Source organism: Streptomyces sp. WZ.A104 (assembly GCF_002382885.1).
GTDB lineage: Bacteria > Actinomycetota > Actinomycetes > Streptomycetales > Streptomycetaceae > Streptomyces.
Genome location: NZ_NWVL01000064.1, coordinates 17,074 through 32,770, shown reverse-complemented (window position 1 = coordinate 32,770; position 15,697 = coordinate 17,074). Strand labels below are relative to the sequence as shown.

The 15,697-nt window shown below is 71.3% G+C and carries 15 protein-coding genes; 1 reads left to right on the top strand and 14 read right to left on the bottom strand.

Going from position 1 to position 15,697, the window contains the following annotated elements; all coding sequences use genetic code 11:
* Window position 1: 1 nt before the first annotated feature.
* Together CIB93_RS28175 and pyrR are read right to left on the bottom strand one after the other, a co-directional pair.
* Entirely contained in the window at window positions 2–988 is a 987-nt protein-coding gene (locus tag CIB93_RS28175; protein WP_047175695.1) for an aspartate carbamoyltransferase catalytic subunit, read from the bottom strand.
* 103 nt (window positions 989–1,091) lie between these two features.
* On the bottom strand, window positions 1,092–1,676 hold the full coding sequence (gene pyrR / locus CIB93_RS28170) for a bifunctional pyr operon transcriptional regulator/uracil phosphoribosyltransferase PyrR (protein ID WP_096630906.1): 585 nt from the start codon (window positions 1,674–1,676) through the stop codon (window positions 1,092–1,094).
* Between the two features lie 221 nt (window positions 1,677–1,897).
* Here pyrR and bldD point away from each other — a divergent pair, with 221 nt between their 5' ends.
* Entirely contained in the window at window positions 1,898–2,398 is a 501-nt protein-coding gene (bldD, locus tag CIB93_RS28165) for a transcriptional regulator BldD (protein ID WP_003970358.1), read from the top strand.
* 231 nt (window positions 2,399–2,629) lie between these two features.
* Here the strand turns inward: bldD and nusB are convergent, their stop codons facing one another.
* From nusB to CIB93_RS28100, 12 genes are all read right to left on the bottom strand, one after another.
* Window positions 2,630–3,061, bottom strand: coding sequence for a transcription antitermination factor NusB (gene nusB / locus CIB93_RS28160; RefSeq protein WP_032768166.1), 432 nt, complete (start codon window positions 3,059–3,061; stop codon window positions 2,630–2,632).
* Window positions 3,062–3,063: 2 nt separating this feature from the next.
* Window positions 3,064–3,630 carry an elongation factor P gene (gene efp, locus CIB93_RS28155; protein ID WP_096630904.1) on the bottom strand — a complete coding sequence of 189 codons (567 nt, stop codon included), beginning with the start codon at window positions 3,628–3,630 and terminating at the stop codon, window positions 3,064–3,066.
* A 50-nt stretch (window positions 3,631–3,680) separates the two neighbouring features.
* On the bottom strand, window positions 3,681–4,787 hold the full coding sequence (locus CIB93_RS28150) for a M24 family metallopeptidase (RefSeq protein WP_096630903.1): 1,107 nt from the start codon (window positions 4,785–4,787) through the stop codon (window positions 3,681–3,683).
* Between the two features lie 212 nt (window positions 4,788–4,999).
* Window positions 5,000–5,959 carry an AAA family ATPase gene (locus CIB93_RS28145; protein WP_096630901.1) on the bottom strand — a complete coding sequence of 320 codons (960 nt, stop codon included), beginning with the start codon at window positions 5,957–5,959 and terminating at the stop codon, window positions 5,000–5,002.
* Between the two features lie 141 nt (window positions 5,960–6,100).
* On the bottom strand, window positions 6,101–6,541 hold the full coding sequence (gene aroQ / locus CIB93_RS28140) for a type II 3-dehydroquinate dehydratase (RefSeq protein ID WP_096630900.1): 441 nt from the start codon (window positions 6,539–6,541) through the stop codon (window positions 6,101–6,103).
* Window positions 6,538–8,175, bottom strand: coding sequence for a 3-dehydroquinate synthase (gene aroB, locus CIB93_RS28135; protein ID WP_096630898.1), 1,638 nt, complete (start codon window positions 8,173–8,175; stop codon window positions 6,538–6,540). The genes aroQ and aroB overlap by 4 nt, the downstream gene beginning before the upstream one ends.
* Window positions 8,172–9,356: a chorismate synthase gene (aroC, locus tag CIB93_RS28130; RefSeq protein WP_096630897.1), complete on the bottom strand. Its 1,185-nt coding sequence runs from the start codon at window positions 9,354–9,356 to the stop codon at window positions 8,172–8,174. Before aroC ends, aroB begins: the two co-directional genes overlap by 4 nt.
* Window positions 9,357–9,499: 143 nt before the next feature.
* Window positions 9,500–10,327 (bottom strand): shikimate dehydrogenase, encoded by an 828-nt coding sequence (locus tag CIB93_RS28125; protein ID WP_096630895.1) that lies wholly within the window; start codon window positions 10,325–10,327, stop codon window positions 9,500–9,502.
* Window positions 10,324–12,099 carry an endolytic transglycosylase MltG gene (mltG, locus tag CIB93_RS28120; RefSeq protein ID WP_096630893.1) on the bottom strand — a complete coding sequence of 592 codons (1,776 nt, stop codon included), beginning with the start codon at window positions 12,097–12,099 and terminating at the stop codon, window positions 10,324–10,326. Before mltG ends, CIB93_RS28125 begins: the two co-directional genes overlap by 4 nt.
* 101 nt (window positions 12,100–12,200) lie before the next feature.
* A complete protein-coding gene (gene ruvX, locus CIB93_RS28110; RefSeq protein ID WP_179500277.1) occupies window positions 12,201–12,674 on the bottom strand; it encodes a Holliday junction resolvase RuvX in 474 nt (157 codons plus the stop codon).
* 8 nt (window positions 12,675–12,682) lie between these two features.
* On the bottom strand, window positions 12,683–15,352 hold the full coding sequence (gene alaS / locus CIB93_RS28105) for an alanine--tRNA ligase (protein ID WP_096630890.1): 2,670 nt from the start codon (window positions 15,350–15,352) through the stop codon (window positions 12,683–12,685).
* Window positions 15,352–15,693, bottom strand: coding sequence for a DUF6167 family protein (locus CIB93_RS28100; RefSeq protein WP_096630888.1), 342 nt, complete (start codon window positions 15,691–15,693; stop codon window positions 15,352–15,354). The genes alaS and CIB93_RS28100 overlap by 1 nt, the downstream gene beginning before the upstream one ends.
* Between the last annotated feature and the right edge of the window lie 4 nt (window positions 15,694–15,697).

The window sequence follows — 15,697 nt, the reverse complement described above, 5'->3', positions numbered from 1 at the left end:
GTTACTTGTTCTCCTCGGTACGGGCGGGGGCGGCGGACAGCGCGGTGTCGGAGCCGCCGAGCAGCAGGTAGAGCACGGCCATGCGGATGGAGACGCCGTTGGCGACCTGCTCGACGACGGTGCAGCGGTCGGAGTCGGCGACCTCGGCGGTGATCTCCATGCCGCGGACCATCGGGCCGGGGTGCATGACGATGGCGTGTTCGGGCATCTTCGCCATCCGCTCGCCGTCCAGGCCGTAGCGGCGGGAGTATTCGCGCTCGGTCGGGAAGTACGCGGCGTTCATCCGTTCGCGCTGCACACGCAGCATCATCACCGCATCGGACTTCGCCAGCACGTCGTCGAGGCTGTAGCTGACGTCACAGGGCCACTTCTCGACGCCCACGGGGACGAGGGTGGGCGGGGCCACCAGGGTGACGTGCGCGCCGAGCGTGGTCAGCAGGTGGACGTTGGAGCGGGCGACGCGGCTGTGCAGGATGTCGCCGACGATCGTGATGCGGCGGCCGTCCAGGTCCCGGCCGAGCCCGGCGTCGGCTCCGACGAGCCGACGGCGCATCGTGAAGGCGTCCAGCAGGGCCTGGGTGGGGTGCTCGTGGGTGCCGTCCCCCGCGTTGACGACGGCCCCGTCGATCCAGCCGGAGGTGGCGAGCCGGTAAGGAGCACCGGAGGCGCCGTGCCGGATGACGACGGCGTCGGCGCCCATCGCCTCCAGGGTCAGGGCGGTGTCCTTGAGGGACTCGCCCTTGGAGACCGAGGAGCCCTTGGCGGAGAAGTTGATGACGTCGGCGGACAGCCGCTTGGCGGCCGCCTCGAAGGAGATGCGGGTCCGGGTCGAGTCCTCGAAGAAGAGGTTGACGACGGTTCGGCCGCGCAGGGTGGGGAGCTTCTTGATCGGCCGGTCCGCGACCCGGGCCATCTCCTCGGCGGTGTCGAGGATCAGGACGGCGTCGTCGCGGGTGAGGTCGGCGGCCGAGATGAGGTGACGCTTCATCTGGGGGTTCTCCGGGTGGCTGGAGGGAGTTTCAGGCGTGCGGGCGCGCGGGAGTCGCCGTACGGCCCTTCAGCGGCGCAGGGGCGTACGGAAAGGGCTCGGGCTACTGCGCGTCCGCCGGGGCGGCCTGCTGGACACCGAGCAGCACGGCGTCGCGGCCGTCCTCCTCGGCGAGCTGGACCTTGACCGTCTCCCGCAGCGACGTGGGGAGGTTCTTGCCGACGTAGTCCGCGCGGATCGGGAGTTCCCGGTGACCGCGGTCGACGAGGACCGCGAGCTGTACGGCGCGGGGGCGGCCGATGTCGCCGAGCGCGTCGAGCGCGGCGCGGATCGTGCGGCCGGAGAAGAGCACGTCGTCGACCAGGACGACCAGGCTGCCCTCGATCCCCTCGCCGGGGATCTCGGTGCGGGCCAGGGCGCGCGCCGGGCGTAGCCGCAGGTCGTCTCGGTACATGGTGATGTCGAGGGAGCCGACCGGCATCTTCCGGCCGGTGATCTCTTCGAGCTTGTCGGCGAGCCTGCGGGCGAGGAAGACGCCTCGCGTCGGGATGCCGAGCAGCACCACGTCGTCGGCGCCCTTGGCGCGTTCGACGATCTCGTGGGCGATACGGGTCAGTACACGGGCGATGTCGGGGGCCTCCAGAACGGGGCGTGCCGCGTTGCCAGTGTCGTCGTGCTGTGCGTCCATAAGAAACGGACCTCCTTCTCCGCCTCACGGGACGGACCTTAAAGGACGTCGAAATTGCGTCATCCACGTTACCAGGGCTTGCACGGCGCCCTGGTACCGCCCCCGGGAGGTGCCGGTCCGGATCATTCGGCTTGACGCATCCAAGTAACGCTGCGTAACCTCACAGTGAGTTACCAGCCACGCGGCGCAGCCGCACACTGTTCCAGCGTCCGGGGAGCCATATGTCCAGCGAATACGCAAAACAGCTCGGGGCCAAACTCCGTGCCATCCGCACCCAGCAGGGCCTTTCCCTCCACGGCGTGGAGGAGAAGTCCCAGGGTCGCTGGAAGGCGGTCGTGGTCGGTTCGTACGAGCGCGGCGACCGTGCCGTGACCGTGCAGCGCCTCGCCGAGCTGGCGGACTTCTACGGGGTCCCGGTGCAGGAGCTGCTGCCCGGCACGACGCCGGGCGGGGCCGCCGAGCCGCCGCCGAAGCTCGTCCTGGACCTGGAGCGCCTCGCCCACGTCCCGCCGGAGAAGGCCGGTCCGCTCCAGCGCTACGCGGCCACGATCCAGAGCCAGCGCGGTGACTACAACGGCAAGGTGCTCTCGATCCGCCAGGACGACCTGCGCACGCTGGCCGTGATCTACGACCAGTCGCCGTCCGTGCTCACGGAGCAGCTGATCAGCTGGGGCGTGCTGGACGCGGACGCGCGGCGCGCGGTCTCCCACGACGAGGGCTGAGCGAGCGGAAGCGGGGCCGGAAGGCCTCAGCAGCCCCCCAGCAGAAACGTACCGCCGGGCCGGCGGGGACCTGAACGGGTCCCCGCCGGCCCGGCGTTCTTCGTCTCTCCTCCGTCACGGTCTCGCCTCCGTCGCGCTTTCGTCCCTCCCGCCCGGGGACGCCGAAGGGGCCCACGGTCGACCGTGGGCCCCTTCGATGCGAGGTGCGCGACCGAACCGTCGCGGCCGGGGCTACTGCTCCCGGCGGAGGTTCGGCTTGAGATCCTTGAAACGGGCCAGCAGGCCGTTCACGAAGGACGGGGAGTCATCGGTGGAGAACTCCTTGGCGAGCTGGACGGCCTCGTCGATCACCACGGCGTCCGGGGTCTCGTCCAGCCAGATCAGCTCGTATGCACCGAGCCGCAGGATGTTCCGGTCGACGACCGGCATGCGGTCGATCTCCCAGTCCACGGCGTAGGTGACGATGAGGTCGTCGATGCGGTCCGCGTACTGCGCGTACCCCTCGACGAGCTCCATCGTGAATTCGCCGACCGGCGGCTGACGGTCGTCGGTCCGCGAGTGCCGAACCCAGTCCGCGAGGACGCTCTGCACGGACTCACCGCGCTGGTCGGCCTCGAAGAGGATCTGGAAGGCGCGCTTGCGGGCCTTGTTCCGGGCAGCCACGGTTAGCTGTTCACCCGGCCGAGGTAGTCGCCCGTACGGGTGTCGACCTTGATCTTCTCGCCGGTGGTGATGAAGAGCGGCACGCCGATCTCGTAGTCCGTCTCCAGGGTGGCGGGCTTGGTGCCGCCGGTGGAGCGGTCGCCCTGGACGCCCGGGTCGGTGTGCTTGACGGTGAGCTCGACGGCGGCGGGCAGCTCGACGTAGAGCACCTCGCCCTCGTACTGGGCGACGGAGGCGGTGAAGCCCTCGATCAGGAAGTTGGCGGCGTTGCCGACGGCCTTGCGGTCGACCATGAGCTGGTCGTAGGTGTCCATGTCCATGAAGACGAAGTACTCGCCGTCCATGTACGAGAACTGCATGTCGCGGCGGTCAATGGTGGCCGTCTCGACCTTCACGCCGGCGTTGAACGTCTTGTCGACGACCTTGCCGGAGAGCACGTTCTTGAGCTTGGTGCGCACGAAGGCAGGGCCCTTGCCGGGCTTGACGTGCTGGAACTCGACGACGGACCAGAGCTGGCCTCCGTCGAGCTTGAGCACCATGCCGTTCTTGAGGTCGTTCGTGGAAGCCACGGTTGCGGAATCTCCTGGGCTGAAGCTGGTGGAACGACCGAGGATCCGCGCTAGAGCGCGAGCAGCTCCTTGGTCGTCATGGTGAGTAGCTCGGGTCCGCCGTCCGCCTCGGGGCGCACGACGAGCGTGTCATCGATCCGGACACCGCCCCGGCCCGGGAGGTGGACCCCCGGTTCGACGGTGACCGGCACACAAGCGTCCAGTTTACCCATGGCTGTCGGTGCCAGTTGCGGGTCCTCCTCGATTTCGAGCCCCACACCGTGCCCGGTCCGGGGTACGAGGCCCTCCCCATGCCCGGCGGAGTCCAGCAGATGGCGGGCCGCGTGGTCCACGTCCCGGTAGGCGGCCCCCGGTGCCAGCGCCTCCCGCCCGGCCCGCTGAGCGGCGAAAACAAGGTCGTAGAGCTCGATCTGCCACTCGGCCGGGGCGGTGCCGATGACGAAGGTGCGGCCGATCTCGCACCGGTAGCCGTGGTAGCTCGCACCCAGGCTGACGGAGAGGAAATCTCCCTCCTCCACCCTGCGGTCGGACGGGCGGTGCCTGCCCTGGCCGGAGTTGGGGCCGGTGGCTACGGAGGTGGCGAAGGCGGGGCCGTCCGCCCCGTGGTCGACGAGGCGGCGTTCCAGTTCGAGCGCGAGGTGCCGCTCGGTGCGGCCGACCAGGATCGATTCCAGGAGCTCACCCAGGGCCTGGTCGGTGATCTCGGCGGCGATCCGGAGGCAGCCGATCTCCTCCTCGTCCTTGACGACCCGCTGCTGCTCCACGGTGAAGCCCAGATCGGCGAGTTGGAGGCGGGGGGCGGCCTGTCCCATAGCGCGGTGGCGGGCCACGGTCAGATCGTGTTCCTCGACGGCGAGCGAAGCGGCGCCCGACGAGGCGGCGAGGGCCGCGGCGGCCACCACCGGGTCCCCGTCCGGGGCGGGCAGGAGCTCGATGCGGAGCGCCTCGTCGGGCCGCCCGTGACCGGGCTCCCCCGTCGGGGCGCGGGGGCAGAGCAGGACGTCCTCGCCGGGGCCGAGCAGCAGCACGGCGCCGGGAGGCGCTCCGCCCGCGAGATAGCGGACGTTGGCGGGGCGGGAGACCAGGGCGGCCGCGGAGCCCGCGGCGGCGCACCGGTCGCGGAGCAGCCCGCGTCGGACGGCGTGCACCTCTGACATGCTCCGAGCGTACGAGCGGGGGCGCCGCACCGCCCGGTCAGCGCATCCGACCGGGGGCCGGAAGGCCGGGGAGCACGGACGGACAGCACCGACGGCAGGGGCGGCGCGGGACGGCGCGGGACGGGCCGGCATACAGGCCTGTCAGCTGGCCCCGCGTGGGGCCAGCGGCCGTGCGGGCATGCCTGTCGGACAAGCGGCTGTCGGGCAGGCGGCTACCAGGTGGGCGGGCTCGCGATGGAGCGGGCGAGGACGTCGTCCAGGACGCGGGCCGTGGTCTCGACGTCGTAAGTGGAGTTGTCGATGATCGGAAGGCCGGAGCCGTACCAGCCCGCCATCCGGCCGTGGATGCGGGCGACCTCCTCGTCGGAGAGGCGGCGGTTGCCGCTGCGCGCCGCGTTGCGCTCCAAGACGATCTCCAGGCCGGGCAGCAGCACGACGGGCAGCAGGCCGGGGCCCACATGCCGCTTCCAGCCGCCGAGGCCGACGACCGGGCGGTCGGGGAAGACCGCGTCGTCGAGGATGCAGGAGATGCCGTTGGCGAGGAAGTTGCGTGCGGCGAAGCCGCAGGTGCGGCGGGCCAGGCGGTACTGGGCTTCTGAGTGGTCGTTCCAGCCTGCCTGCGGGTCGGCGAAGCCGGAGCAGACCCACTCGCGGACGTCGTCGAGGGAGACATGGGCGGTGGGCACCCGGCGGCGGGCCGCCCAGAGCCTGGCGACGGTGGTCTTGCCCGCGCCCGCGGGGCCGATCAGAAGCACGGCGAGGGTCGCGCTGCCGGTGCCGGGCTCGGCGGGGGGCGCGGGCAGCCCGACGGGGCCGCCGGGGGGCAGCTGGACGTACCCGGTCGCCTGGCCGCCGGAGGGCGGCGGCGTGGGTCCGGTGCCGCTCCAGCCGTGCTGGGGGGCCTGTCCGGGGGCTGGAGGCTGCGGCCCCTGGCCATGGGCCGAGGGCTGGGGGGCCTGGCCCGGGGCCGGAGGCTGGGAGGCCTGGCCCGGGGCCGGAGGCTGCGGAGCCTGGCCGTGAGCCGAGGGCCGGGGGGCCTGGCCCGGGGCCGGAAACCGGGGTATCGGGGGCGGGCCGGGGTGACCGGGGTGCTGGGCCTGGTGCGGCCGGCCGACAGACCCGTTCCCGGGGCCGTGGGGCGGCGGCAGCGGGGCCCCCACTGCGTGCTGCATCCGGTGCCACTCCGTCTCGTCACTGCAACTGGCGCTGATGGGACGGCTACCGTACCTTCCCGGGCCGCCCTGGGGTGAACGGCCCGGGAGGGCACGAAGTGCCCGCCGCCCGGAGGGAGATCCGGACGGGTCGCGCGGGTGTCAGCCCGGCAGTTCGTCGGCCAGAGCCCGCAGCGCGAGCCGGTAGGAGCCGATGCCGAACCCGGCGACCGTGCCGCTGGCCACCGAGGCGATCACCGAGGTGTGCCGGAACTCCTCCCGGGTGTACGGGTTGGAGATGTGCACCTCGATCAGCGGAGCGGTGCGCTGGGCGGCCGCGTCCCGCATCCCGTACGAGTAGTGCGTGAAGGCACCCGGGTTGAGAACGACCGGAATCGAACCGTCCGCCGCCTCGTGGAGCCAGCGGATCAGCTCGCCCTCGTCGTTGGTCTCCCGCACCTCGACGTCGAAGCCGAGCTCCTTGCCGAGGGTGGTGCAGACCTCGACGAGTCCGGCGTAGGAGGTGGCTCCGTAGACGTCGGGCTCGCGGGAACCGAGTCGGCCGAGGTTGGGGCCGTTCAGGACGAAGACCGTGCGGGTCACGCGGAGACCTCCCCGTAGGCGGCGAGCAGGACGGCCGGGTCGGGGCCCTCCAGGACCGTGGGCTTGCCGATGCCGTCCAGGACGATGAAACGCAGCAGGTCGCCACGGGACTTCTTGTCGACCTTCATGTTCTCCAGCAGCTTGGGCCACTGGTCGCCGCGGTAGGCCAGCGGCAGGCCCACCGACTCCAGGACGGTCCGGTGCCGGTCGGCGGTGGCGTCGTCCAGGCGTCCGGCGAGCCGGCCCAGCTCGGCGGCGAAGACCATGCCGATGGAGACGGCCGCGCCGTGGCGCCACTTGTAGCGCTCGTTCTTCTCGATGGCGTGGCCCAGGGTGTGACCGTAGTTGAGGATCTCGCGGAGTCCGGACTCCTTGAGGTCGCTGGAGACGACCTCGGCCTTGACCCGGATGGACCGCTCGATCAGCTCGGCGGTGTGCGGTCCGGCGGGCGTACGAGCACCCTCGGGGTCGGCCTCGATCAGGTCGAGGATGACGGGGTCGGCGATGAAACCGGCCTTGATGATCTCGGCCATGCCGGAGACGTAGTCGTGGACCGGCAGCGAGTCGAGCGCGGCGAGGTCGCAGAGCACGCCTGCCGGAGGGTGGAAGGCGCCGACGAGGTTCTTGCCCTCGGCGGTGTTGATGCCGGTCTTGCCGCCGACGGCCGCGTCGACCATGCCGAGGACGGTGGTGGGCACCGCGATCCACCGCACCCCGCGCAGCCAGCTGGCCGCGACGAAACCGGCCACGTCCGTGGTCGCGCCGCCGCCGACACCGACGATGACGTCCGTGCGGGTGAAGCCGGTCTGGCCGAGCGCCTTCCAGCAGTAGGCGGCGACCTCGACGGTCTTGGCCTCCTCGGCGTTCGGCAGCTGGATGGCGATCGCCTCGTAGCCCTGGTCGGCGAGGTCCTGGCGAACCGCCTCACCGGTCTCGGCGAGCGCCTCGGGGTGCAGCACGGCGACCCGCTTGGCGCGGTCGCCGATGAGCTGGGGCAGCTCGCCGAGGAGCTGGTGGCCGACGAGGACCTCGTACGGGTCGGAACCCGCCGTGCCGGCGACCTGGATACGGGTGGTGCCCTGCTGCGTCATGCCGGTGTTCTCCACGCCGGGGGCCGCTGGGCCCTCCGGCAGTTCCAGTGCGTCGATGATCGCCTGGGCGACCTCTTCGGGGGTGCGGCCGTCGGTGGGGACGACCGTACGGGCGACCTCTTCGTACAGGTGGCGGCGGGCGTCCATCAGCTCGCGCCACTGCTTGCGCGGGTTGACCGCGAGGAGCGGGCGGGCCGCGCCCAGCCCGACGCGGCGGACGGCCTCCTCCACGTTCATGGAGAGGTAGACGACCGGGCGGTCCGCCAGCAGCTCCCTGGTCGTCCCCTCCAGGACGGCCCCGCCGCCGAGGGAGAGGACGCCCGAGTGTTCGGCGACGGCCGCGGCGACGGCCCGGCGCTCCAGGGCGCGGAAGTGCTCCTCGCCCTCGTCGTAGAAGATCTCCGCGATCGGTTTGCCCGCCTCGGCGACGACGTCCGCGTCGGTGTCCCGGTAGGTGGTGCCGAGCCGGGCGGCGAGCAGTTCACCGACGCTGGACTTGCCGACGCCCATCGGGCCGACGAGGACGACCAGGGGGCCGCTCATCGGATCTGGAGGTGGTCGAGGTACGAGCGGACGTTGCGGTGGGTCTCGGCCACGCTGTCGCCGCCGAACTTCTCCGCCACCGCGTCGGCGAGGACCAGGGCGACCATCGCCTCGGCGACGATGCCCGCGGCCGGAACGGCGCAGACGTCGGAGCGCTGGTGGTGGGCCTTGGCGGCCTCGCCGGTGACGACGTCCACGGTGGCCAGGGCGCGCGGAACGGTCGCGATGGGCTTCATCGCGGCGCGGACCCGCAGCAGCTCGCCGGTGGTGAGCCCGCCCTCGGTGCCGCCGGAGCGGCCGGAGGTGCGCTTGATGCCGTCGTCGGTGGCGACGATCTCGTCGTGCGCCTTGGAGCCGGGGACCCGGGCCAGCTCGAACCCGTCACCGACCTCGACGCCCTTGATGGCCTGGATGCCCATGAGCGCGGCGGCGAGCCGGGCGTCCAGGCGGCGGTCCCAGTGCACGTGCGAGCCCAGCCCGACGGGCACGCCGTACGCCAGCACCTCGACGACGCCGCCGAGGGTGTCGCCGTCCTTGTGGGCCTGGTCGATCTCGGCCACCATCGCCTTGGAGGCGTCGGCGTCGAGGCAGCGGACGGGGTCCGCGTCCAGCTGGTCCACGTCGGCGGGAACCGGGTAGACGCCGTACGGCGCCTTCGCGGCGGCCAGTTCGACGACATGGCTGACGATCTCGATGCCCGCGGTCTCCTTGAGGTAGGAGCGGGCGACGGCCCCGAGGGCGACGCGCGCGGCGGTCTCCCGGGCGCTGGCGCGCTCCAGGACCGGCCGGGCCTCGTCGAATCCGTACTTCTGCATCCCCGCGAGGTCGGCGTGGCCGGGGCGGGGCCGGGTCAGCGGGGCGTTACGGGCCAGCTGGGCCAGCTCGTCGGGGTCGACCGGGTCGGCCGACATGACCTGCTCCCACTTGGGCCACTCGGTGTTGCCGACCATGACGGCGACCGGGGAGCCCATGGTGAGGCCGTGGCGTACGCCACCGAGGAAGGTCACCTCGTCCTGCTCGAACTTCATCCGAGCGCCGCGGCCGTATCCGAGCCGCCGCCGGGCGAGCGCCTCCGCCACCATCTCCGTCGTGACGGGGACGCCGGCGGGAAGCCCCTCCAGCGTCGCGACGAGTGCGGGGCCGTGCGACTCCCCCGCGGTCAGCCAGCGCAACCTGCTCAACGGGTCTCCTCATGCTCGCGCCTGGAATCCAGCGGCGCGACCGGGTGCGCGGCCCTGGCCCGCCGCCTTGATCCTCCCATGACCGGGGGCGCGGTCCGGCCGCCGGTCCAGCAGACGGACGGCCGGGCCCGCCGTGCGGTGCGTCAGCGGGCCGCGAGCGCGGCTTCCCCGGCCTGCCGCATGGCGACCAGCGGGCCCGGAACCCGGCCGGTCATCTGCTCCACCTGCAACAGGGCCTGGTGCACGAGGAGGTCGAGCCCACCGACCACCGCCCCGCCGCGCGCCGACCAGGCTGCGGCGAGCGCGGTGGGCCACGGCTCGTAGAGCACGTCGAAGAGGATTCCCGGGGCGTCCGGCACGCCTTCCCCCAGGGCGTCGGTGCTGCCCGCGGGGGTGGTGGCGATCACCAGCGGCGCGTCCAGCGCCTGCGCCGCGTCCGCCCAGTCGGCGATCACGACGTCGACCCCGAGCCGCTCCCCCCAGGCCCGCATCTCCGCCGCGCGCTCGGGGCTGCGCACGTAGGCCGTGACCGGTCCGGCGCAGATCACGGCGAGTGCGGCGAGTGCGGAGGAGGCGGTGGCCCCGGCGCCGAGGACGGCGGCGGATTCGACTTTGTCGACGCCGCGTTCACGCAGTGCGGCGATCATGCCGGGGATGTCCGTGTTGTCGCCGACCCGTCGGCCGTCGGCCGTGAACACGACCGTGTTGACGGCCTCCACCGCGGCGGCCGTCGCGCTGACCTCGTCCAGCAGCGGGATGATCGCCCGCTTGAGCGGCATGGTCAGGGACAGCCCCGCCCAGGAGGAGTCCAGTCCTTCGACGAAGCCGGGCAGCGCCGCCTCGTCGATCTCGAACCGGTCGTAGGACCAGTCGTCGAGGCCGAGCTCGGCGTAGGCGGCGCGGTGCAGGACCGGGGAGAGCGAATGGGCGATGGGCGAGCCGAGAACGGCGGCCCTGCGCGTCGGGGTCACTGGCTGGCCTTCTCCTCTTCGTACCTACGCCGGTTCTTCTCGTGCTCCTCGTTGGTCACCGCGAAGACCGTCTTGTCCTCGTTGATCGAGACGAAGTAGTACCAGGGACCCGGCGTGGGGTTCATCGCCGAGTGCAGGGCGTCCGCACCCGGGTTGCTGATCGGGCCCGAGGGCAGGCCAACGATCTTGTACGTGTTGTAGGGGTCGTCGATCAGCCGCAGGTCGTCGACGGCGCCGATGTCCAGGGTGCTCTGACCCTTTATGTAGTTGATCGTGGAGTCGAACTCCAGTCGGCCGACCGTCTCCATGTTGCCCGGCTTGAGGCGGTTGTAGACCACCCGCGCGACCTTGTCGAAGTCGTGCTTGTACTTGCCTTCGACCTGCACGAGGCTCGCCACGGTGACGAGCTCCCACGGGTTCTTCAGGCCGAGTTTCGTCGCCGTGGCTTCCAGGTCGAGCTTCTCGTACTCCTTGTTCGCCCGCTCGACCATCCGCTTCAGCGCGGTCTCCGGCTTCGTCCCCTTGGCCACCGGATACGCCGCCGGGTACAGGAAGCCCTCCAGCGGATCCTTGACGTCCGGGTTGTTGTCGGCCCAGTCGGGCAGGCCCAGAGACTCCGCCTTGGTCTTGGCGACCTTCGCCGTGGTGCCCTTCTCCAGCCCGAGCCGCTTGTCGAGGTTGGCGTAGACCGTGGCGTTACGGGTGCCCTCGGGGATCACGAAGATGTTCTGGCTCTTGGGGTCGAGCATCGTCTTGACCGCGTTGGCCGCCGACATCTCCTGGTTCAGGAGGTAGACGCCCGCCTGGATCGACTTGCCCTTGGGGTTCGCGTTCTGCGCCGAGACGAAGGCGTCGACGGACTTGATGACGCCCTTCTTCTGGAGGGTGTTCGCGATGTCGTAGCCGAGTGCGCCCTCGGGGATCTCGACCTCGACCTGAGGGCCGGTGCCCGTGCCCGCGTAGTCGGCCGGGGCGCCGAACTGCTTCTTCCAGAAGGTGTAGCCGACGTACGACACGCCCCCGAGGCCGCCGATCAGGACGGCGGAGACCACCAGGCAGGCGCAGCCGCTGCGGTTCTTTCTCTTCTTCTTGCCCTTGCCGCCACGGCGGTCACTGCCGTCCCGGTCCCGGCGCGAGGCGCGCGATCCGTCGTCGTCCGGGTCATCGTCGCCGTCACGCGGCTCGCGGCTCGCGGGCTCGTCGGCACCCGTGAAGAAGGGGTGCGTCTCCTCCTGCGGCTTGTCCGGGTCCCAGTCCGTCGACGGCTGCTGCTGTTGCTGCTCCTGCTGGTGCTGGTGCTGGTGCTGGTGCTGTTGTTCGGAGTCGCGGCGGCCCGGGGGCTGCGGGGGCGGATAGGCCTCCGGCGTGCCGTAGTAGTCGTGCGACGCGTCGTAGCCGACGGGCTGCTGCGCGTACGGGTCCTGGGGCTCGGCCCCGTACGGCATGGCGGTCTGCGGGCCGGTGTCCCAGCCGCCGTTGTACTGCGGCTGGGACACCGGCTGCTGCGCGTACGGGTCCTGGTGGGGCGTCCCGTACTGCTGCTGGTACTGCTGCGGCTGCTGCGCGTACTGCTGCTGGTGCTGGTCGTACGGCTGCTGCTGCTGGTGGTTCTGGTGCTGCTGCGCGTACGGGTCCTGCGGATAGGACTGCTGCTGGTCGCCGTACTGGCTCTGGCCGTGGGCAGCCTGCTGGCCTCCCCATCCCTGGTCCCCGTACAAGGGGTCCTCGGGATGCCACGGTTCGGAGCCGGGGCCCCGGCCATACTCAGTCATCGATCCCCTAGAGCCGCGAGACGACGTTCCGTCTCTTCGCTTCGCTGTGCGGTGTTTGTTCGAACCACCGACGCATCGCGCGGAACGTTACCGTATCGCGATCAGACAACCACTTCGACGCCCTCGCCCGGGGGATTGCCTGACGCCCGTTCGGACTCCAGAGCGTTCTGGAGAATCACCACAGCGGCAGCCTGGTCGATGACAGACCGGCCCTTCTTGGACTTCACGCCCGAGGCGCGCAGTCCTTGACTGGCCGTCACTGTGGTCATCCTCTCGTCCACGAGCCGCACCGGAACGGGTGCGATCGAGCGGGCGAGCACCTGGGCGAAGTCCCGGACCTTGGCGGCAGCGGGGCCCTCTCCCCCGCCGAGGGAGCGGGGCAGGCCGACGATGACCTCGATCGGCTCGTACTCCTCGACGATGGCCGCCAGTCGCCGGTGGGCGGCCGGGACGTCGCGTCCCGGCACGGTCTCCACCGGCGTGGCCAGGATCCCGTCGGGGTCGCACGAGGCGACCCCGATCCGGGCGTCCCCGACGTCGACGGCGAGCCGTCGGCCGCGGCGCATCCGCGTCATCGCGCTCGTCACGCCGTCTCGGTGACGAGGCGCTCGACCGCGGCGACGGCGTCGCCGATGGCGGCCGGGTTCGTGCCGCCGCCCTGGGCGACGTCCGGCTTGCCGCCGCCACCGCCGCCGAGCGTCTTGGCGGCGGTGCGGACGAGGTCACCGGCCTTGAGGCCGCGCTCGCGGGCGGCCTCGTTGGTGGCGATGACCGTGAGCGGGCGGCCGTTGGCCGTGGTGAACAGGGCCACGACGGCCGGGCGGCCGCCCTGGATGCGCCCGCGCACGTCCAGGACCAGCTTGCGCAGGTCGTCGGCAGAGGTGCCGTCGGGGACCTGGCCGGTGACCAGGGCGACGCCCCGGACGTCCTTGGCGGAGTCGACGAGCCCGGCGGCGGCCGCGAGGACCTTCTCCGCGCGGTACTTCTCGATCTCCTTCTCGGCGTCCTTGAGCTTGCCGAGCATGCCCGCGATCTTCTCCGGCAGCTCCTCGGGACGGCCCTTGACCAGCTCCTGGAGCTGGGCGACGACCGTGTGCTCCCTGGCGAGGAAGTTGTAGGCGTCCACGCCGACGAGGGCCTCGATGCGGCGCACGCCGGAGCCGATGGAGGACTCGCCGAGCAGCTTGACCAGGCCGAGCTGGGCGGTGTTGTGGACGTGGGTGCCGCCGCACAGCTCCTTGGAGAAGTCCCCGATGGTGACGACGCGGACCCGCTCGCCGTACTTCTCGCCGAACTCGGCGATGGCACCCTGCTTCTTGGCCTCGTCGATCGACATGACCTCGGCCTGGACGTCGAGTTCGCGCGAGAGGACCTCGTTGATCCGCTGCTCGACATCGGTGAGGACCGTGCCGGGGACGGCGGCGGGCGAGCCGAAGTCGAAGCGGAAGCGGCCGGGCGAGTTCTCCGAACCGGCCTGGGCGGCCGTCGGGCCGAGCGCGTCGCGCAGCGCCTGGTGGGTGAGGTGCGTGGCGCTGTGGGCGCGGGCGATGGCCCGGCGGCGGGTGGCGTCGATGGAGGCGAAGACGGGGGCCCCGACCGTGACCTCTCCGACCTGGACCACGCCCTTGTGGACGTGAACCCCCGGGACCGGCTTCTGGACGTCGCGGACCTCGATCACCGCGCCGGTGTCGAGCCGGATGCGGCCGGTGTCGGCGAGCTGGCCGCCGCCCTCGGCGTAGAAGGGGGTGCGGTCGAGGACGACCTCGATCTCATCGCCCTCGGTGGCGGCGGGCGAGGGCACACCGTCGACCAGGAGGCCGACGATGGTGGACTCGCCGGCGATCGAGGTGTAGCCGGTGAACTCGGTGGCGCCTGAGGTGTCGGCGACCTCGCGGTAGGCGGACAGGTCGGCGTGACCGGTCTTCTTGGCGCGGGCGTCGGCCTTGGCCTTGTCGCGCTGCTCCTGCATGAGGCGGCGGAAGCCGTCCTCGTCCACGGAGAGCCCCTGCTCGGCGGCCATCTCCAGGGTCAGGTCGATCGGGAAGCCCCAGGTGTCGTGGAGCAGGAACGCCTTGTCCCCGGCGAGGACCTTGCCGCCGGCGGCCTTGGTCTCGGTGACCGCGGTCTCCAGGATGTTGGTGCCGCCCTTGAGGGCCTTGAGGAAGGCGGCTTCCTCGGCGAGCGCGACCGTCTCGATGCGCTTGCGGTCGGTGATCAGCTCGGGGTACTGGAGCCCCATCGTGTCGATCACGACGTCGACCAGGGCCTTGACGACCGATCCGGTGGCGCCCATGAGGCGCATGTTGCGGATGGCTCGGCGCATGATGCGGCGCAGGACGTAGCCGCGGCCCTCGTTGCCCGGGGTGACCCCGTCGCCGATGAGCATCACCGACGTACGGATGTGGTCGGCGACGACACGGAGCGAGACGTCGGTGGACTGCTCGGCGCCGTAGCGGACGCCGGTCAGCTCGGTGGCCTTGTCCATGACGACGCGCAGGGTGTCGGTCTCGTACATGTTCTGTACGCCCTGGAGGATCATGGCGAGGCGTTCGAGGCCGAGACCGGTGTCGATGTTCTTCGACGGCAGCTCCCCGAGGATCGGGAAGTCCTCCTTGCCGTCACCGGCACCGCGCTCGTACTGCATGAAGACCAGGTTCCAGATCTCCACGTAGCGCTCGTCGTTGACGGCCGGGCCGCCCTCGACGCCGAACTCGGGGCCGCGGTCGTAGTTGATCTCGGAGCAGGGGCCGCAGGGTCCGGGGACGCCCATGGACCAGAAGTTGTCCTTCTTGCCCAGGCGCTGGATGCGTTCGGCCGGCACGCCGATCTTGTCGCGCCAGATGGCCTCGGCCTCGTCGTCGTCGAGGTAGACCGTGATCCAGAGCTTCTCCGGCTCCAGGCCGAATCCGCCGTCCTCGACGGAGTTGGTCAGGGCCTCCCAGGCGAGCTGGATGGCCCCTTCCTTGAAGTAGTCCCCGAAGGAGAAGTTGCCGCACATCTGGAAGAAGGTGCCGTGGCGGGTGGTCTTGCCGACCTCTTCGATGTCCGGCGTACGCACGCACTTCTGCACGCTGGTGACGCGCGGGGCGGGCGGCTTGACCTCGCCGAGGAAGTACGGCTTGAAGGGAACCATGCCCGCGGGGACCAGCAGCAGAGTCGGGTCGTCCGCGATGAGCGACGCCGAAGGCACGACGGTGTGACCGCGCTCCTCGAAGAAGCTCAGCCAGCGGCGGCGGATTTCAGCCGACTCCATTAGTGGTCCTCATTCCGGTTGTTCGACTTGTAGGGGAGCTTGCGGTGCGTGGTGGCGGCGGGCTCGGCCGCCTCGACGGCGTAGAGCCGCTGTACGGGGAGTTCGGGGTCGGCCGGTGCCTGAAGGCCCAGGGCGCCGCCCAGTTCGGCTTCGCGCCGGACCATGCCCGCACGGACGTCGAGGGCGAAGTCCTTGAGCTTGTGGCCGGTCTCGATCGCCTTGTCCGCGGCCTGCGCGGCGAGGCTCTCGGGGGTCAGCTGCCTGAGCTTGCGGTTGACCTTGGTGGTGGCCCAGACGCCGGCGGCTGCGCCGGCGGTGAACCAGAACGTGCGGCGGAACATCGCT